Annotated in this window: 15 protein-coding genes and 5 pseudogenes; 14 read left to right on the top strand and 6 right to left on the bottom strand. The window is 59.0% G+C overall.

Annotated elements, in window-relative coordinates; genetic code table 11:
• Positions 1 to 134 precede the first annotated feature (134 nt).
• Together ACWGTI_RS30985 and ACWGTI_RS30980 are read right to left on the bottom strand one after the other, a co-directional pair.
• Positions 135 to 1,227, bottom strand: a pseudogene (locus tag ACWGTI_RS30985) (IS256 family transposase); the annotation flags it as partial.
• Between the two features lie 474 nt (positions 1,228 to 1,701).
• Entirely contained in the window at positions 1,702 to 2,280 is a 579-nt protein-coding gene (locus ACWGTI_RS30980) for a hypothetical protein (protein ID WP_454590493.1), read from the bottom strand.
• 488 nt (positions 2,281 to 2,768) lie between these two features.
• On the opposite strand from ACWGTI_RS30980, the gene ACWGTI_RS30975 reads away from it, so the two are divergent.
• The 6 genes from ACWGTI_RS30975 (at position 2,769) to ACWGTI_RS30950 (ending at position 8,043) form a co-directional block, all read left to right on the top strand.
• The gene (locus ACWGTI_RS30975) at positions 2,769 to 3,878 is read left to right on the top strand and encodes a radical SAM protein (RefSeq protein WP_454590492.1); all 1,110 of its coding nucleotides are present in this window, start codon (positions 2,769 to 2,771) and stop codon (positions 3,876 to 3,878) included.
• Positions 3,869 to 4,459, top strand: coding sequence for a 3'-5' exonuclease (locus ACWGTI_RS30970; RefSeq protein ID WP_454590491.1), 591 nt, complete (start codon positions 3,869 to 3,871; stop codon positions 4,457 to 4,459). Before ACWGTI_RS30975 ends, ACWGTI_RS30970 begins: the two co-directional genes overlap by 10 nt.
• Positions 4,456 to 5,049, top strand: a complete 594-nt coding sequence (locus tag ACWGTI_RS30965; protein WP_454590490.1) for an AAA family ATPase — start codon at positions 4,456 to 4,458, stop codon at positions 5,047 to 5,049. Before ACWGTI_RS30970 ends, ACWGTI_RS30965 begins: the two co-directional genes overlap by 4 nt.
• Positions 5,049 to 5,543 carry a hypothetical protein gene (locus ACWGTI_RS30960; RefSeq protein WP_454590489.1) on the top strand — a complete coding sequence of 165 codons (495 nt, stop codon included), beginning with the start codon at positions 5,049 to 5,051 and terminating at the stop codon, positions 5,541 to 5,543. The genes ACWGTI_RS30965 and ACWGTI_RS30960 overlap by 1 nt, the downstream gene beginning before the upstream one ends.
• A 285-nt stretch (positions 5,544 to 5,828) precedes the next feature.
• Positions 5,829 to 7,481: an anti-phage dCTP deaminase gene (locus ACWGTI_RS30955; protein WP_454590488.1), complete on the top strand. Its 1,653-nt coding sequence runs from the start codon at positions 5,829 to 5,831 to the stop codon at positions 7,479 to 7,481.
• 1 nt (position 7,482) lies between these two features.
• Positions 7,483 to 8,043, top strand: a complete 561-nt coding sequence (locus ACWGTI_RS30950) for a hypothetical protein (protein WP_454577957.1) — start codon at positions 7,483 to 7,485, stop codon at positions 8,041 to 8,043.
• A gap of 2 nt (positions 8,044 to 8,045) precedes the next feature.
• Here the strand turns inward: ACWGTI_RS30950 and ACWGTI_RS30945 are convergent, their stop codons facing one another.
• Complete coding sequence (locus tag ACWGTI_RS30945; protein WP_454577958.1) at positions 8,046 to 9,149, bottom strand: helix-turn-helix domain-containing protein; 1,104 nt, start codon at positions 9,147 to 9,149, stop codon at positions 8,046 to 8,048.
• Between the two features lie 77 nt (positions 9,150 to 9,226).
• Entirely contained in the window at positions 9,227 to 9,844 is a 618-nt protein-coding gene (locus tag ACWGTI_RS30940; RefSeq protein WP_454590487.1) for a hypothetical protein, read from the bottom strand.
• A 214-nt stretch (positions 9,845 to 10,058) separates the two neighbouring features.
• Here ACWGTI_RS30940 and ACWGTI_RS30935 point away from each other — a divergent pair, with 214 nt between their 5' ends.
• Both ACWGTI_RS30935 and ACWGTI_RS30930 read left to right on the top strand, forming a co-directional pair.
• A complete protein-coding gene (locus ACWGTI_RS30935; protein WP_454590486.1) occupies positions 10,059 to 10,466 on the top strand; it encodes a hypothetical protein in 408 nt (135 codons plus the stop codon).
• Positions 10,463 to 10,987 (top strand): RES family NAD+ phosphorylase, encoded by a 525-nt coding sequence (locus tag ACWGTI_RS30930; RefSeq protein ID WP_454590485.1) that lies wholly within the window; start codon positions 10,463 to 10,465, stop codon positions 10,985 to 10,987. Before ACWGTI_RS30935 ends, ACWGTI_RS30930 begins: the two co-directional genes overlap by 4 nt.
• A gap of 41 nt (positions 10,988 to 11,028) precedes the next feature.
• Here the strand turns inward: ACWGTI_RS30930 and scpB are convergent.
• A pseudogene (gene scpB, locus ACWGTI_RS30925) lies at positions 11,029 to 11,729 on the bottom strand (SMC-Scp complex subunit ScpB).
• Positions 11,730 to 11,733: 4 nt separating this feature from the next.
• Positions 11,734 to 12,688: pseudogene (locus ACWGTI_RS30920) on the bottom strand (DUF1403 family protein); the annotation flags it as partial.
• A 1,344-nt stretch (positions 12,689 to 14,032) separates the two neighbouring features.
• On the opposite strand from ACWGTI_RS30920, the pseudogene ACWGTI_RS30915 reads away from it, so the two are divergent.
• The 6 genes and pseudogenes from ACWGTI_RS30915 to ACWGTI_RS30890 form a co-directional block, all read left to right on the top strand.
• Positions 14,033 to 14,925, top strand: a pseudogene (locus ACWGTI_RS30915) (IS110 family transposase); the annotation flags it as partial.
• A 445-nt stretch (positions 14,926 to 15,370) separates the two neighbouring features.
• A complete protein-coding gene (locus ACWGTI_RS30910; RefSeq protein ID WP_454590484.1) occupies positions 15,371 to 15,694 on the top strand; it encodes a cupin domain-containing protein in 324 nt (107 codons plus the stop codon).
• A 131-nt stretch (positions 15,695 to 15,825) separates the two neighbouring features.
• Positions 15,826 to 16,957: pseudogene (locus ACWGTI_RS30905) on the top strand (beta-lactamase hydrolase domain-containing protein).
• Positions 16,958 to 16,961: 4 nt separating this feature from the next.
• Entirely contained in the window at positions 16,962 to 17,300 is a 339-nt protein-coding gene (gene bigR, locus ACWGTI_RS30900) for a sulfite-sensing transcriptional repressor BigR (protein WP_454578000.1), read from the top strand.
• A complete protein-coding gene (locus ACWGTI_RS30895) occupies positions 17,297 to 17,707 on the top strand; it encodes a YeeE/YedE family protein (protein WP_454577963.1) in 411 nt (136 codons plus the stop codon). The genes bigR and ACWGTI_RS30895 overlap by 4 nt, the downstream gene beginning before the upstream one ends.
• Positions 17,704 to 18,135: a DUF6691 family protein gene (locus tag ACWGTI_RS30890; protein WP_454577964.1), complete on the top strand. Its 432-nt coding sequence runs from the start codon at positions 17,704 to 17,706 to the stop codon at positions 18,133 to 18,135. The genes ACWGTI_RS30895 and ACWGTI_RS30890 overlap by 4 nt, the downstream gene beginning before the upstream one ends.
• Positions 18,136 to 18,215 lie beyond the last annotated feature (80 nt).

The raw sequence follows: 18,215 nt of genomic DNA, 5'->3' as shown, positions 1-18,215 counted from the left end.
GCCCTGCCGGCAAACATCCGCGAATAGCTGTCTCATACGCAACGATCTGGGGATCGTGTGGTGCTAAGGAAACTTGGAGGCCGCACATCTCATTGATTATAAAGATCTATTCAAAAACAACTGTTGAAGTCGGGTTTGGCGCGCACGGTCCGGTGGCGGACGGTGGCGAAGACACTTTCGATTGGATTCGACGTGCGCAAGTGGTCCCAATGCTCGGCCGGGAAGTCGAAGAAGCTCAGCAGCGCCTCGCGGTCCTTGGTCAGGCAGTCGACGGCCTTGGGGTATTTGGCGCTGTATTTGTCGGCGAACACGGTGATGGCGACCTCGGCTGTCGCCCGATCCGGCGCGTCGCGGATCTCGCGCAGGTCGGCCTTCATGTTCGGCTGCACCGACTTCGGCACCTTGTTGAGGATGTTGACGAGCTTGTGCTGCCAGCAGCGCTGGTGACGCGTTGAAGGAAAGATCTCGTCGAGCGCCTTCCAGAAGCCGAGCGCACCGTCGCCGACGGCGATCTGTGGCGCAATGGAAAGGCCACGGGCCTTCAGATCGACGAGCAATTCGCGCCAGCTTTGGGCGCTCTCGCGCACACCGACCTGAAAGCCGATCAGTTCCTTCTTGCCTTCCGGTGTCGCGCCGATGACGACCAGCATGCAGGCAGCATCCTCCTCCATGCGCCTGAAGGTAGACACCGTCGGCCCAGATGTAGACGTAGTGCCTGGCGGCGAGATCGCGGCGCTGCCAGCGATCATAGTCGTGCGTCCACTCCTCCTTCAGTCGCCCGATCACCGACGGCGACAGGTTTGGCGCGTCCTTGCCGAACAGCGCCGCCAGAGCCTCCTGGAAATCGCCGGTCGAGATGCCGCGCAGGTAGAGAACCGGCAGCAGCGCATCGAGGCTCTTCGTCCGCCGTGCCCATTGCGGCAGGATCGCCGAGGTGAAGGTGATGCGATCCTCGGCCGCTGCGGCACGGTCGCGCAGCTTCGTCCGCTGCACCGGGACCGGGCCGATCCCCGTCTGGATCGTGCGCTCCGGGCCGTGACCGTGCCTCACCACGCGGGCACGCCCATCGGCAAGGCGTTCGCCCTGCATGGCGGCGAGAAACGCCGCCGCTTCCGCCTCGATCGCCTGTGCCAGCAACCGCCGCGCTCCATCGCGCAGAATCGATGTCAGCGGATCGTCCGCCTCGGCGGGATGTGGAAAGTGAAGAATGCTGCTATCTGTCGTCATGGCGTATCGCTCCTTCGGGAGGTTCTGGCAGGCTTCGTCACCCGCCTCGATACGCCGCCTCTCTCAAACCGTCATCACCCATCTCCCGCCATAGCTCGCGCGAATCGCCTCGGACTGGCCTCGGCGCTCAACCGCGCCAGACAGCGCCGGCCGTGCCGAGCACCCCCTAAGTCATGAGGTAGGCGACATCTGGTTTTGCTTGCATTGCGACCAGTCTTCTACCGGGGTTGAGGTTGCCGCGAACCTTTTTCACTGCCCGCGCTGCTTGGCATCGCCCCTTGACATTCACGCATCTCGTTGGTGGCGAAGTAGGCGGCGGGGCTTAAAACTATCTAGCATTTCACAGCTCTTGCTGTGCCATGACATGGCGCAGCAAGACTCGTAGCATAGGCCTCCACCGGTTATAGAACGAACAACCAGGCGTCGCCCTGTAAGAAGGTTGACGGACGGAGGTTTGGCTTTATCGCTGACCGATCAGGATTCGATCAACGCAACAATTTTCTCATAGGTCAAACCGTTCGGCTCGCCGTCAAGGTAGGAGCGGATCAAATCAGTTTGCGTGCTCCGGGCCGTCATGATCGAGTGCTCTTCCATCTTATGATCAACGAGCGCTTGCTGGCCAGTCATACGCATTTTCTGCAGCTGCAACAGCCCGGCCGTCGTCATCTCGCGATGGTAGGAATACTTGTGTCCACGCTTCACCACCCGATCGAGGACTATGAGTTCCCCTGCGGGCGAGACATCTGGATGTGCTGTCACGGCGAGGCTAACATCAGTCTTCTTACAGTCATACTCCAACCAGGCGTGGGAAATCATTATGTCGTCGGTTCCGTCATTGACGTAGCCCACGACCGGAACCGTGATAATTCCGTGCCTGTCTTTTAAAAATTCGTGCAGAAAAAATACTGAGTGATAGCACATACCTGTGACATGCCTCGGCTTGATGAATTTGTCGAACAAAGCTTGAGCAGCGTCGTTAACGATTTTCGCTTCATCAGAAAGACCATCCAGCCATTTTGAAATCGCGGCGGCCTTTTGCTTTGCTTCACCCATGTTCGTCCCGAATCCTCTCACCCAGACTGACATTGCAGCTACTGCCGACAGCCTCGATCAATGTCAATTACAAGGTTCGAACCGGATACGCACCGGCGTGATGCCGGCCTGCCTGGTAAGAGTGGTTGGGCGCTACCCGAGAATCCCAGCATCGAGCACCCGCACCAGCTGCCTCGATTGGTAGAGGGCGAAGCGTGTCAGTGCGGACCACTGCAGCGGCTACCGCCGCGGCCAGCGTTGATCCGATCTAGAGAGCTGGCTACCCATAGCGCCCCAACCGGGGATATCGGCCTGCACGTCTCCGACGGTTCGCCTGCAGCGGGCATCTTAACTGACGGACGGCACGGAAAGGACAGAAGAGGCCGTAAGTACTCACTCCATGCTAGACATTGCTGCTTCTTAGTGGGTGGAATGTTGCTTTTCGATGACAGATCAAGCTACGCTCTCTTTATTCGGCGGATTCGCCGACCTTTCGGGTGGAGGGGTGATTGGTTGAACTTCGTATGGCCGACAAGAATTTACCGGCAGTCTTGAGGGATGTCGTCGACTACAGAAAATCAGGCTTGAGCCTAAATCACGTCGTAGGGTGCCCTCTCGACTGCGGCTATTGTGTGCGCCATCTATTCGACAATTATGACATGAAAAAGCCACACCTGGTCATGTCGGACGACAATGCCGTCGAAACCTTGATGACCCACTGGGCCTTTCGAGCCAACACAACACCGCTTCAGATCTTCAACAGAGCGACCGATCCCTTCCTGCCCGGCGTCAAAAATCACCTTTTCGCCTGCCTCGAGGCTTTGGATGCAAAGGGCCTTTCGAACCCAATGCTGATAATCACGCGCTGGAATATCGAAGCAGACGATGTCACTCGACTTGAACGCCTATCCAACCTGCGCGTTACAGTGTTGATCACTTGGTCTGGCATCAATGACCAACGCATAGAACCCGTTGACAGCGCCATCGCCGAGAGGTCGCTAGCCATCCTTGCCGATCACAAAGGACGGACTAAATCGGTCCTCTATTGGAGACCGTTGATAGCAGGAGTTAACGATACCGATTGGCATCTGCGCCGCGCAAGTGAGCTTGCCAAAATGGCAGACGCCACCGCCTTCACCGGCCTTTTCTATAGGGAGCAGATCAAGGCCCACTTCGAGGCCACAGGCGTGCCCGAAATGTATCGAACCATTGCGCGCCGCAAGATCTTGCCGCGAGAATTGGAGCTTAAGGTGATCGCCGCTTTCGGGGCACAACCATTGTTCCGCAAAACTTCATGTGCAGTTGCGTTCGCCCACGGTATTGCAGACTATAATGGCCATTTTGGCATTCGGGAAGTTTGCGACATTTGTCCAGCCCGTCAGTTGGCGATATGCGCGCAACACCATGTGAGGCCGGATCCCGGAACTGTCGCAGCCCTTGCGGCCTCTGTCGGTTTGGACACCGCCGATATTCGCATCAGCGAACGGAACATCGAAGTTCTCGGTAGCCGGGAGCAGCAGCGGTACTTTATGCAACACGCATTGAACTATCAGGTCCATGATCGGGCACAGCCGCATCACCACGGCAGACACGGCAGAGCAGAAGTCGGATGGGAATAGAGAACGAGACTTTTTTCGTTATGGACGTAGAAGGGAGCGGCGCCACTCCACCTGAAATCGTTGAGCTAGCGATCACATCAGTCAACGATCTGAAAATCGGCGCGCGGCGGTGGGAGTGGCGCGTGCAACCGAATGGACCAATAGCTGCCGCCGCAACACGCATTCATGGCATTACGCAAGACGACGTCGCAAAGGCGCCTTCGATTGACGATATCGCCGGCGAGATAATGACTTGGACAGATGGACAGAGAATCATTGGACACAATGTCCGCGTCGAGCTCGAAATCATTTCCAGATCGATCCCTGACTGGAAGCCTTCGATGGCAATCGACACCCTTCGGTTGGCGAAGGCAATTCGTCCGGGGCTGACATCCTACGGGCTTGAGAATCTCAGTCAGGCTCTGAACATTTCGGAAGAAGCGGAGCGACTAACCGGAGGACGCCATCACTCAGCAGCCTTCGATACCGTGGTCACTGCGCTTCTGTTCATCGAACTTATCTCAAGTTTGCCAGCCAACTCAAGAATGACAGCTTTGATGGGTGCCGATATCCTCAACAATCGCCAAGGGGTGCTTCTGTGAAAAAGCCTCCCTTCATGATCGGAATCGCTGGGACACATTCAACCGGCAAATCTACCTTTGTCTGCAGCGTGGCCGAAAAACTCGAAGGTCGCGGTTTGAGCGTGGGCCAGATCGGTGATCTTGCCACCAAGGCACGCGATGCAGGCTTTCCTATCCTGACCGATCATACCTATGAAAGCACGTTGTGGATCATCGCCGAAGGCATGCGGCAGGAGGCGGAGGCGCTGCTTACGAGCGACATTGTTCTGGTCGATCGTCCGGTCCCGGATGCCCTGGGCTACCTCACTGCAGCTTTGGAGGTTTCATCCCGCACGATCAGTCGGGAACGACTTTCAGAATTGCAGACTGTAGTCGCTGCCCATGCCACACGGTACGATCTGCTAATCATCACTGAGTTGGACCATGCCATTCCACTAGGTCCAGAGCGCGACACGAACGAGGCGTTCCGAGTAGCTGCAGGCCGGCATGTAGCGGCTGTGATCGACCAGGTCCGGCCCCAAGCCATTCGCATGACATCAAAAAATGCCGACGAAGTCGCGGCTGGTGCCGTCGAACGGGCTCTTACCCATTTCAGCAAAGGGGGTTCTTGATGTCCTTGTTGGAAGTTCGAACTGCCATAAACACGATGATCAATTCCGCCGCCAATGGCAGCGACATCAGCACAAAGGCTTTGATCGACGCTTTGCGAAAAGGTCATACCGCGCTCATTTCGGCCGCGCGGTCTGAACTCGAAACCATCGCGTTGACCAAGATTGTCAACGAAGTTGCCCGCCGGCGAGTCCGGGAGGTGCCAGGTCAGGGCGAGCTTTTTGGTGGCTATTCCGGCATCTGGCAAACCATTGCTGTCAAAAGCCGTGGAGCGGACGGCAAACTGCGCTACGACCGTAAGGCGATAAATGATGCTACGCCCGAGGAGGTTGAAGCCTGGCTGCAAGAACACACACAAGCGCGCCGCAGTCAGCCAGAGAAATTTGCTGGAATGCGCCGTATGCTGGAGGATGCAAGGAACGTTGGCGGGGCCAACGGCTCCACCATCGGCAGCCTCCTGGCCGAGAAGCGCCGCCTAGAGCTGGCCGCGGAGTAGCTCACAACGTTAAGCTTTACGAGCCTTGCAGTGCGTCACGATTGTAGGCCTCCTCGGCTAACGTTGCGATCCCCAGCCGATTGGTGTCAGGTTTCTTAGTTCCCATCCTTACAGTCCGCTAAATCATCGGGCTCTCTCCCTTAAGTGCCGGGCTTCTCTAAGTAGTGCAACATCGGGGGTTTCTTCTGGGTTTCGTGATTATACTAATGCTATAGACGCTTGCACTTTGCGAGTTCTTCGATATGGAAAAAGAATAAGGCGAATGGGGATCGGGGAGGCGCTAGCATGGCGAGATCGACGGCCGTTAGGAAGATTGAACAGAAGGCTGGTCAGAGGCCGGATAGCAAGACCGTCTTGGCTGGGAATCACTCGAAAGAACTTTTCTTCGCCGTTGTCGGTCCGGTAGGGGCAGGTGCGTCGCAGGCGATCAAGGCTCTGCAACGCGTTTGCAAGTCAGGGGGCTATGAAGTTCACCTGATCAAGGCAAGCGACTTGATCCGAACCTGGGCAAATGAGAACGGCCTGGCCTTCCCTGGAGTCGGGACCAAGACCTTGGAACTGGTTACCGAGTTGCAGAACCTGGGTGACTCGATGCGCGAGCATGACATGGCCGAAGTCGCCAAAGCGGCAATGCGCGAAATCGCACAGCGACGTGCCAATCGCACCGGTCAGACTTACGTCAAGGGCGAGAAGGTCATTCCCGACAGCGTCAAACGCGTCTACCTTATCGATTCGATAAGGCACCCGGCCGAAATTCACCTGATGCGCAGAACGTACGGCAATGCATTCGGGCTGATCGGAGTCGTTTGCGAGGAGGGCGTGCGTCGCGCACGAATTCTTGAGAAATACTTCCGCGGGCCGGAGAAAGGGCTGCCCGAAACGCAGAACGCCGTCGACCGTTTCATGGATCGTGACTCGGACGACTCCAGTCGCAAGCATGGCCAGCATGTGACCGAAGCGTTCTACGAGGCGGATTTCTTTATCGACAATACCCGTGACGACCCGAACGGCACCAAGAACCTGCTTGATACCGATTTGAGCAGGTTCGTTAGCATCATCTCTCATGATCGGGTGGAGCGGCCCACCATAGAGGAGACCGCGATGCACCATGCCCACTCCGCGCGCGTGCGCAGCGCCTGTTTATCCCGACAGGTGGGCGCAGCATTGGTCGACGCCGATGGAACTGTGGTTGCGACCGGAACGAACGAAGTGCCGGCGGCTGGAGGTGGCGTCTATGGTGAGCGCTTCGCGACGTCAAGCAGAGGCATTGACGATCATCGTTGCGCTTTCCGCGCCGAGGCGTACTGCAGCAGCAACCGCGAGCAGAACGAAATCATCGACAACTTGATCGAGGTCATCCCGGAACTGAAGCAGGTTTCGGACAAGATCGACCTGGCTGCGCGCATCCGGAAGACTCGGCTGGGAGGCCTTATAGAGTTCAGTCGTGCGGTCCATGCCGAAATGGATGCGCTGCTGTCGGCCGGGCGCGAGGGTGTCTCGACCGTCGGTACCCGCCTCTTCGTCACGACATATCCGTGCCACTATTGCGCCAGACACATCGTCAGTGCCGGCGTGTACGAAGTTCAGTTCATCGAGCCATACCCCAAGAGCCTGGCCAGAAAGCTGCATAGCGATTCCATCGAAGTGACCCCGTCCGAGTGGATACCGCCGGTCCCAAAGAGCATCGGTGCCGCACGGGCGCAACTGCGTACCGCTTTGGACGTCGATAAGGACGACGTTAAGCTCAATGAGCCTAAGGTGCTTTTCAGACCCTTCGTGGGGGTAGCACCCCGGATGTACGTCCGTGCATTCGAGAAGACGTGGCAACTCAAGAATAAGACAAGCGGTGAATTTGAGATGCGGGCACCAGAATGGGGTAGCGAATGGACCACCTTGACGGTAGGCTATCCCGAACTCGAAGCAGCCTTGGCGAAATAGCGTGGCGAAACCGCAACTCACACTCGTCGAGAATACCGGAAGCTGGCATAGCCGCGTCGATGGTCGCGTTGTCGCGCAAACGCATGAGGTCGCCACTCGTGATACTGTGCTGAACTCACCACGTGCCGATCAGCTCGATTTGTTCGACGCGCTTGCCGTTCCCGATTTGCGCGTTTTCGTCGTCGCCATGGATACGGTGCACGGCCGGACGCTTCAAAAGGCGGTGCTGTCTAGCAAACCCAGGTCGGTGATCGATCTGCGATATGCCGCCCGTTTTGACCAATACGGATCTGACAGGGATACCTTGTTCGCCTATTTCAAGTCGGTCGGCGCTTACTATGCCTTGGACTCAATGCCTTGGCATGACCTTTCGATCCGCGACTTCATGACTGAGGGCGGCGTTCAAGTCCCAAGAGTTCATCATGAGCTGGTCCAGTTGGACAGAGGGGCAGTGATGTTCTTCGTTCCAAAGCCTCAGCACGCCAGCATGCTCATTGCGTACCTCAACCGGACGCTCTCGGTCAAAACCAAGACCAGTTGGCGGATCGAGCAGATCGGCTGATTTTAGAGGGAGCCGCCGGCTTCCGAGTCCGTATCTCGCCGTATCCTATCTGTACCGAACGGTACAATATTATCGAGTAACGTCGGCAGGCGCTCGCCGGTAAGTCGCGTAAATAGCTCAGGGGCCATGCCAAGTTTGGCAAGCAGGCGGTAAAGGACAATCGGGTCACGATTGGAAATCCAGCTGATGGCCGCGCGCAGCAACTCTGGCTCCTCGATCGCAACCCGTTCGTCGTAGCGCTCCGCCTTAGCTTGTCCGGTCTTTACCAGTTGGATGTTGGCGGTGCGATATTGCGCAGCGTTGATTAAACCCAGATCAAACGCGCGCCGGGCGATGGCGCGTACCGAAACCTTCCAACGAAGCTTCATTGAAAACAGTGCATTCCAATCGAGAGTCCGCCGACTTCGAGGAAATTCACGCGCGAACGCGGTGCGCGGGATCAAAAAGGCCCCGGCGAACCGGTGCGCCTCCCCTTCAGTGACACTGTCGCCGGTCTGGATGCCTTGATGCATGATCAGGTGAGCGGCTTCGTGTGCAAGGTCGAAGCGCAAGCGGGCGCCGGCAACTTTCGCGGTTGAGCGAACGATGATAGGCCGGCGCCGAGCCATAGACAGCGCATCGATGCGGTCAGTGAGATCATCGAATTGGACCACCACTGCACCAGCATTCTCCACAACCCGCATCATACTGGTGATTGGACCATCAGGGCCCAGACCCCAGTGCTGTCGAGCATTCTCGGCAATGCGCTCTATCGCGTCTGGCGAAGCGGGGCGCGGCTCCTCTGGAAAGTTGACCATCGGCATGCGCACCTGCCCCTCGAGCGCGTCAACTAGCGCTTCTAGAGCTGTTCCTCGGGCCACAGCCTGCGCAGTCAGCGCTCGTGGGGCGCTCGCCAGCCGACGGAAGTGACAGTCTTCTTCACGGACGGGGTTTGTCGCCGGCGTTGCAAAGAAAGCAGACGTCACCGCGAGCGCAGCTGCTAAAGCGTCACGCATCTCGTCGGTCGGTTCCTTGGCGCCCGTTTCAAGCTGATGAACAAACTGCCGGCTAGCCGCTACAAGCCCGCCTAGCTCATCGAGCGATAGCCCAGCCAGCAGTCGCGCCAATCGGAGCTTATCGCCGTAAAAGAAACGCGCCCGATCCTCCCGGACTTGGCCCGGCGGACTTCCTTTCGTTGCCACGCTTACACCTTGTCGGAAGAAGAGGCGATATCGTCGCCATGCTCGTCCTCGTCGTACCGGTGATCGCTGACAGACGGCGATGAAAGTTCAATACCCTCAGGCCGCGCTTCGTCCAGGAGCACGATCAACGGCTCCGCTTCAGCAAGTGGCAAAGGCCACACGAGTTCGGCTTGGTCGTTGCGTAACGCGACGAAACTAGCTCCGAGGAGCGCGCCATCCATGTCGGTCGTTACTCCGATTCGAAACAGCATGCCGGCGGTCGGAATGCCTGGCTCCAGGTCAAGCAGCAGTTGCTCGAAGGGAGTGGCAATAGAAATCTTTGCGGTAGGCTCTGCGGGATCTCCGCGCCAGAAGCGCATTGGAACACCTCCGATGCTGAACTGGAAATGTTTGCCGGGATCAATTACTCTCAGCCATTCGAAACCCAGTGTGCCGGCAGCCTTTGCGATCTGAAAGCAGCCGTAGTTGTAGGCGCAGACTCCCAAGGTCCAGTTGTCGTCTCCTATTGCGGGGTCAAAGCGGTCGACCGCACTGCCACGGCCCAGGGCGAGCAGTTGTGCAACCTTGACAAGCCGTTCTACGGTCAGCTCGGGGTGATAGTCCCAAGGCAGCATCTTCACTCTCTCTTTCTCGAATCGGGCATTTCTTAGAGTCTGTCAACCAGCAGGACCATTGTCAACCAACGCACGCCGAAAGGCAGAAGTATGGGTGCGGTGAAAATGTTGAACTACATGAAATCGAACCGCTTGCTGCTGCTTTATTCCAAGAGCGAGGATGGCAGGTGACAGGCCGCTGTTCGCTTGCTATGCGTCGAAATGTGCATATATTGTGCGTATGAGAGGCCGGAGATTTGTCGTGACCGAGGCACAGCTCGCGCATTCCAGGATGGTCTCAGGCTTTGTCGATAGCCTTCAGGAGCCGCGCACACCCTACATCTCGCCGAAGCGCCTGTCGGAGGCGCTTGGCGTGAAGGTGGCCAACCTCGCTCAGTTGACCGGTGTCCACCGCAACACGCTCCGTAACCCGTCATCGGAGCGCCTGCAGGGCCGGATGCGCGAGATGGTCAAGGTGATTTCGGCCGCAACGGAACTCTCCGGCGACATCGACAAGGCGATCTACTGGTATCGCAATGAACCGATCGCCGACTATGGCCACCGCACGGCTGCCGAGCTCGTCGCCGACGGCCAGGTCGAAGCAGTCCTGGCCTTCATCCGGGATCTTGAGAACGGGGCGCGTGGGTGAAAGTCGCCCGCGTCGGGCCGAAGGAGATCTTCCATCGCTATCTGACACCCAAATGGGCCTTCCTGCCCACCAGCGGTGCAGGCGCGGCGATTGACGGCGGTCGTTTCAACCGGCCAGGCGTGGAAGCGCTCTATCTGTCCCGTTCAACGCAGACGGCTCATGATGAATACAAGCAGGGCGCCAGCATCACCCCGCCGGCTACCCTTGCGGCTTACAAGATCACACTCACCAAGGTAGCCGACCTTTCGCAAGGGTTCGACCCAAACATCTGGGACGGCGTCTGGCAGGAATGGGATTGTGCCTGGCGCAAGATCGCTCGCATCGACAAGAAAATCCCGACATCGTGGAAGCTCGCGGACATGGTCATCACGGCCGGACATCGCGGCATCCTGTTCCCGTCGCTACGTCACGCCGGCGGCACCAATCTGGTGATCTTTCCGGCCAATCTTGTCGACGGCGATCATGTCGCGGTTCACGACCCTGATCACCGGCTGCCGCACGATCAATCGTCCTGGTCGTGAGTCATCGGCTCTTTCTGGGTCGCAACGCAACAACGCCTCGGTCACGGTACCTGGTCCTCAACGACATGATCCTCACCCTCCCGGTTGGCCAACCCGGCTGGAATATCGCCGGCCAGCAGCTTCTCCTTCGACAGCAGGCCGGCGTCCTCGAGCGCCTCGAAATCCGGCAGCTGGCGCAGCGTGTCGAGCCCGAACTGCGAGAGAAAAGTCTTGGTCGTCACATAGGTGTAAGGCGCGCCCGGCTGCGGACTACGCGGCCCGAGGCGATTAGGTCCTGCGCCCGCAGCACGCCGATCAGGTCGCGCGACACCTCCTTGCCGAAGAAGGAAGACAGCTCGCCACGGGTGATCGGCTGGAAATAGGCGATGCACATGAGGACAAGGGCCTCCGCCTGCGACAGTTCTTTTGTCCCCTGCCCCGCGGCTGTCCCGAAGGCGGCATGGATGACGTCGCCAAAAACCTTTTTGGTCCGGTGCTGCCAGCCACCGGCAACCGCGACCAGCTCGTAGGGGCGGCCGGCAAGCTCGGCGCGGATGTCGTTGATGATCAGCTCGATATTGCAGCTTCTTCCCACCACCCGCGCGAGGACACTACGTGTCACCGGTTCGCTGGCGGCAAAGATTACCGCCTCAACGCGGCCCATCCATTCGCGCCAGCGCAGTTCCGGCGGCAGGTGCTCGAGGTCGGTGTCGAGCAAGGCGGGTTGATCGTTTGTCTTGCGGCGGGCGGACGCTTCGCTCATCGCAGAGCCCAAAAAGCCGGAAAGAGGAACGGCCGGAGAGCTCGCGCACGGCCTCGAGTTGTTGCAGCCGCTCGAACAGCCGCCGCGCGGCAAAACGCGACAGGTTTTTTGTCGTCAGCGATCCGGAGACGGCATCCTCATTGAGCAGCAAAAAAATCACCTCGCCGGCGCCCTTGGCGCGCAGTTTTCGGCGCCACGGCCAGGAGTTTTTCGGTGCGGCGTGACAGCTCGGCGGCCAACCGACAGGCCTCGGCCGCCGCTTGAACCAGCGCGACGCAGACCGTCCGCTCAAAACCTTTTTGCCCGGGTCGGATGCGCTTGCCGCCGCCGGCCTCGCCGCGAAAAGCCGGACCAAAGGCCTGCGCCATCAGCAGCGGCAGCGGCAGCGGCCAGCGCAGGCTTTACGCCAGCACCAGGTCCGCCAGCCACCAAGCTAAAAGCTCAGCATCGGGCCGCATGGCAACGACGTGAGCCGTGGTCGCGGCGACGGCGGATGGCGCCGGCTGCTGCGACCCCGCAGGCTTTTCGATCTCCGTGCAGAGGTCGGCGAGCGCCGCGCCATCCCAATGGAGCACGAGCTGGTCGACGATCTTTTCGAGCCGGTCGGCGCTGGCGGCGGGTGGCTGCACGGCCAGCTGCCGCCAGGCGCCAAAAATGGCGCCGGCGGGGCCGGGATCGGCGCCCGCTGGGCGCAAGTGCCAGGCATCGCGCAGGGCGGGTTCGTCTTCGGCGCGCCCGGCCAGCCGCATGCCGCCAGCGGCGCATCTCAGCGCCTGCCGCTGGCGCCAGGCGCCGACCCAGGCAGGCTGTGCCTGTGCAAGCGTGTCGAGCACGCCCAAGGCGGCGCCGGCCTGGAAGGCGGCGTCAGCGTCGCTCGACGCGCCGGCGCTTGCGAGCGCCCAGGCCGGGACGGCGGGCGGAACAGGGGAGCTGGCGGTCGCGGGATCGAGGCGAATCATGCTTTCGAGGGTAAAGCGTGCCCGTCGCAGCTCGTCAACGTGAAGCCGCCTACCGCTATCCGCACCGAAGGCTGGGAATAAGAACCACGTCTTCCGTCTCGGGACGGAAGGAACTTCGCGACGGGACAGCTCAGGTGCGTCAGCGCCGCGGCGAGGCGGGCCTGATCGAACGCCGGCCGGCTCTGGCCGGTTAGGGCGTCGACCCTTATGAACTCGCGCTTGCCATGGGGTAATTCGGCTATAAACGAAGGCGTGGCCCGCGCTTAGCCAGAAGGCCTCTTTAGGGATGTTCACGGTAAGCTTGGCGTAGCGGTCATTGACGGTGAGAGCGCGCTCGAAATCAGCTGGCCAGTGCCTGAACCGCCCTCCCCTGCGGACGCTATTGCCGATCCCAGGTGAGCTACATACTGAGAATCAGAAGGGCGGATTTGTACACGGGCGGTTCCTTTCCGTAGGTAATCAGACATGCCGGCTTTGCCGACGTCCACGCACAATTCATGCCGAACGGAAAGCTTCGTGAGAGCACCCTTGAGCTGGACAGCCTTTGTCGCGCCCTCGACAGCGTGGTGATGGTTCAAACACCATTGCGTCGCCATGTTCGGCCTACAAAGTGAGATATTTCAGCGACTCACTTTCCCACAGTGCCGTCGCTATCCACCTCTCTCATAGGATCTGACTGTGCCTCGCCAGGTCATGCTGCTTCGATGGAGAACCGCATTCTGGCGCTTCGATCAACGCGAGGCCCAAGCTCAAATAGAATGCGGCTGGAATTCAAAATTCCAGCTCGTTGTTTCGCGGGCTCAGCTCGTGGAAAAGCTCGCGGCGGAGCAGAACGGTCGGCTTTCGCCCAGGCCCTTCGTCTTTCGTGACGGAACTTTCTCGATTAAAAAACGTACTGCGAGCACGTAGGATAGCCCGGCCTGCTCAATCCGCGCCGGGGGCACCGCCTGATGGGACAGAGCGGGCCGAACCGCGGGTATGTGATATCGGGATCCGATTACCGATGGCAATCCGAAAATGGTTCATTTGTAATGGCTTCGCGTCGCACCCCAGGTGTGGCCTTCCTGTCCCGATGCAAGGTATCGGGGGCACTTTCAACGAACTTTTGGCCTCAGCCTACGATTCTGTCTGAACACGTGGCTCCAGCGTCAAGGCCGGCGAGGTTCTGCGCTGGATCGGCCATTCGGCCGCCAGAAACCGCCGAAAAGGTGCGGCCGTAGGAGCATCAGCATAGATGGGCTAATCGGCTTCGTGCCCATCTTATCCGTCCAGAGAGAGGGGGTTAAACCGATGATAAAGTAGCTTGTGGGAACAGGCACAACCATCATGCAGAGGAGCGCAGCCATGAAACATTATGCCGGCCTCCATGTCTCGGTCAAAGAAACCAGCGTCTGTATCGTCGATGAAAACGGGAAAGTATGCCGTGAACGGAAGGTGGTCTCTCACCCCGGAGACCTTGTTGCCATCCTATGTGATCCGGCATTCAGTTTGGACAGGGTCGGCATTGAGGCTGGACCCTTGTCCCAATGGCTGTTTGAAGACTGGCAAAAGCTGGCCTCCCGGTGTTTTGCATCGAGACGCGGCACACCAAAGCTTTCCTGGATGCCCTTCAACAGAATAAAAGCGATCGGAACGATGCACGTGGCATCCCCCATATGAGGCGGGTCGGGCTGTTCAAGGACGTGCACGTGAAGACGCTCACTAGCCAGAAGCGCCGTGCCTTGTTAACGGCCCGATCGTTGCTGCAGGAAAAGGTGATCGACCTGGAGAACGAGGTGCGCGGGCTCTTGCGCAACTTCGGACTGAAGGTCGGCCATGCCTCGGGCGGCATGTTCGAGCGAAGGATACTCGAACTCGTCGAACACGACGCTGAACTGGCGGAAATCATGGAGCCACTGCTCGCTGGACGACGCATGTTGAGAGAAGGTTTCGCCAAACTCGACAAGAGGGTTCTAACCGAGGCGAAGGAGGAGGATGTTTGCAGGCGGCTGATGACTGTGCCTGGCGCTGGACCGATTGTCTCGCTCGCCTATGTCTCGACGATCGATACTCCCAGCAGGTTCCGTCATTCTCGATCGGTGGGAGCGATATTGGGTCTTACGCCCGTACTGAAACAGTCCGGCGAGATGAGTCGCGTCGGCCACGTCTCTCTACGCGGGGATGCCATGATGCGCAGGCTGCTCTACGAAGCTGCCCAGTCGATGATGACGCGCGTAGTGAAATGGTGCTGGCTGAAGAATATCGCAAACGCGGCGGCATAGCCGTAAGCCGTAAACAGGGTATAGAGGTTCGAATTCAAGGTTCCGCGTAGCGGCGGAAGACGTCCATCGCGGACGATGGTGATGTGAGTTCGTGGCGGCGTTTATTCCGATGATCCGTCATCAGGATGCAGCATAGATTGGGCCACATCATCCACTGGACCCCATCATGGGAGGGGCCGAGCGCCGATCCCGAAGAGAAGCGCGGGCCGCGACAGACGCTAGACGAGCCGGACGCAGACAGAGATTGCCTCCTCTGTGACGTAGCCCTTTCGGCTGGAAAGCGCCATTAGCGGTAATCTGCGCGTGGATCATGGCGTCGGCCACAGACCAAGCCGTCCAGTATACGGAACCATTCTTCAGCCGCATGGGAAAACGGGAGAAACGGCCACTCGGCGACTTGTTCGGTTTAAGGAACTTTGGCGTGAACCTTGCCAAACTCGCTCCCGGCGGAGAGTCCTCGCTCTTGCATCGGCACAGCAAGCAAGACGAGTTCATCTTCATCCTGGAAGGTGAACCGACGTTGGTGAGGGACTCAGGCGAGTTCCTGCTTGGCCCGGGGATGTGCGCCGGATTTCCCGGGATCGCCCACCGACTCGTGAATCGAACCTTGAACGACGTCGTCTGCCTCGAGGTGGGCGACCGCACCCCAGAAGACGAAGGGACCTATCCGAACGACGACCTCAAAGCCGCGTTGGATGCGGACGGGAAGTGGCAGTACACGCACAAGGATGGCCAGCCCTACTAAGGGCATTCATGCTGGAGGCCACGGTCATCCGGACCGCAACCTGGCCATACCTCGACAAAATTATGCATCAGGGTCTTGCTATAGGTTCATTATACATTATATATAAACATATATCGAGTCAGGAGAAGACAGTGCCCCTCACCCAGATAACAGAACGGCTTTGGGTCACTTCGCAGCCGGGTCGATGACTTCGGCCGTTACCGCGACCAGGGTTTCGCCAGTCTCATCAACGTGCGATCCGATGGCGAGGACGCCGATCAGCCCGGCAATGCCAAGGAGAAACATGCGGCTCGTCACGTAGGAATGGAGTACACCTTCATTCCGGTTACAGGTCCGTCTATCACCGAAGCGGACCTACGTGCATTCCAGAAGGCTCGCTCCGATGCGGGAGGCAAGGTGCTGGCCCACTGCAAATCCGGGACCCGAGCTCTGCTCCTCCACGTCATCGGCGAAGTCCTCGACGGCCGCATGGAGCGTAGTGATGTCCTTGCGTTCAGCCGGAAACACGGTTTTGATCTTTCGTCAGCAGAGACGTGGCTTTCACGTCATCATTCGATACGACCGGAGGTGAAAGGCTTCTTCGATCGGCGCACTTGGAGCGTTCAATATGTGGTCTCCGACCTCACGACGGGCAAGTGCGCGATCGTCGATCCCGTGTTGGACTTCGACGAGAAGTCCGGAGCAACGGCGACGAAAAATGCCGACGCCATCCTTGAATACGTCGCGTCGAAAGGGCTTCAGGTCGAGTGGATTCTCGACACGCATCCCCATGCGGACCATTTCTCGGCAGCGCAATAGATCAAATCCAAGACAGCCGCGCCGACTGCTGGCCATACGTTGGCTTCGGTGACTTACGTGATTGGTGATGCCGCCTTCGTTCACGACACGATCTTCCAACCCGACAGCGGCACGGCGCGCGCGGATTTCCCCGGCGGAAACGCAACTCTCTGGAGCTCGATCCAGTCGATCCTGGCGCTTCCCGAGGAGACTCGACTGTTCACGGGTCATGACTATCAACCGGACGGACGCCAGCCGAAGTGGGAAAGCACCGTCGGGGAACAGAAGCGGCAGAACCCGCACATTGTCGGTCGCGATGTCGCCAGCTTCGTCAAGATCAGGACCGAGCGCGACAAGACTCTACCCATGCCGAAGGTGCATTCGTTGCAGGTCAATATCCGCGGCGGGCGGCTGCCGGAGTCCGAGGACAATGGAAAGCGATACCTCAAGATACCTCTGGACGCCCTGGAAGGGTCAGCATGGTGACGACATGAACTCCGCGAAAATCGAAAAGCGAATTGTGGACCTCACCGACTTGCAGGCCAAGGCTTCTGAGGTCTCCGAACTCCTGAAGACGCTCGCGCATCCCATGCGGATGATGATCGTCTGCACCCTCATCAAGAGCGAGTATTCCGTCAGTGAACTCGAGGAAAAGCTCGACATCCATCAACCCAATCTCTCGCAGCAGCTGACCGTGCTGCGGGAGGCCGAAATCGTCGAAACCCGCCGGGAAGGCAAGCAGATTTACTACAGATTGACGGCGCGTAAGGCGGAGCGGCTCGTCGGCGCGCTCTACGATATCTTCTGCGCCAGCGGAGACAGCGAATGAACGAATATCTTCCATCATTGGCAGGCGGCATGCTGATCGGGCTTTCGGCCTCGATGCTCCTGCTCCTCAATGGCCGGATCGCCGGGATCAGCGGCATTGTCGCGAGACTTGCGCAGGGATCGAAGATCGGGACCAACGCCCTCTTCGTCGTCGGGCTGATCTTCGGGCCGATCCTTTATCGCCTCATGGCTGGCGGGCCCCCCGCATCAACGATCACAGCCTCCTGGCCGTCGCTGATCATCGCGGGGCTGCTTGTCGGCTTCGGTTCTCGGATGGGCTCCGGCTGCACCAGCGGCCATGGCGTTCTCGGGCTTGCACGGCTGTCGTCGCGGTCTTTGGTGGCCGTTGTCACCTTCCTGACAACGGGTGTCGTGACCGTGAGCGTCATTGGAAGGCACTTGTCATGACTCATAGTGTTCCCAGACTCGCAACTGCAATGGCCTCCGGTCTGATATTCGGCCTAGGTCTATCGTTCTCCGGAATGTTGGACCCCGTTCGCGTGCAGGGCTTCCTCGACGTGTTCGGCCCATGGGACCCAAGCCTCGCCTTCGTCCTCGGCGGAGCTGTCACCGTCGCCGCAATAGGCGTGGTGGTATCCCGCCGTCGTGCCCGGCCGGCATTCGACGCAGAGTTTCATCTACCGGGGACGCGGGGGATCGATCGACGTCTCGTGGTCGGCTCCGCCATGTTCGGTATCGGCTGGGGTATTGCGGGATTTTGTCCTGGCCCGGCGATCTCCGCGCTAGCGCTAGGGAAGGCTGAGGTCATCGTCTTCGTCGTGGCGATGGTGCTCGGAATGATCGTTCATGACAGATGGGCGGGGCGAGCCAGATGAGCACTAGAGCTTGATGAGATTAGTTTTGGTCATATCCTGAGTTTTGGAAATAGTGTGAGCACTCTGTGGGTGTGACGCGG

The organism is Mesorhizobium sp. ArgA1, from assembly GCF_053714375.1.
Note: the sequence above shows the minus strand (reverse complement) of the source record. Positions and strands in the feature narration are given on the sequence as shown.

Coding starts and splice junctions, on each gene's coding strand:
- ACWGTI_RS30980 (WP_454590493.1), bottom strand. CDS start 2,280: ATGGGTGAAGCAAAGCAAAAGGCCGCCGCGATTTCAAAATGGCTGGAT.
- ACWGTI_RS30970 (WP_454590491.1), top strand. CDS start 3,869: ATGGGAATAGAGAACGAGACTTTTTTCGTTATGGACGTAGAAGGGAGC.
- ACWGTI_RS30960 (WP_454590489.1), top strand. CDS start 5,049: ATGTCCTTGTTGGAAGTTCGAACTGCCATAAACACGATGATCAATTCC.
- ACWGTI_RS30955 (WP_454590488.1), top strand. CDS start 5,829: ATGGCGAGATCGACGGCCGTTAGGAAGATTGAACAGAAGGCTGGTCAG.
- ACWGTI_RS30935 (WP_454590486.1), top strand. CDS start 10,059: ATGAGAGGCCGGAGATTTGTCGTGACCGAGGCACAGCTCGCGCATTCC.
- bigR (WP_454578000.1), top strand. CDS start 16,962: ATGAACTCCGCGAAAATCGAAAAGCGAATTGTGGACCTCACCGACTTG.
- ACWGTI_RS30895 (WP_454577963.1), top strand. CDS start 17,297: ATGAACGAATATCTTCCATCATTGGCAGGCGGCATGCTGATCGGGCTT.
- ACWGTI_RS30890 (WP_454577964.1), top strand. CDS start 17,704: ATGACTCATAGTGTTCCCAGACTCGCAACTGCAATGGCCTCCGGTCTG.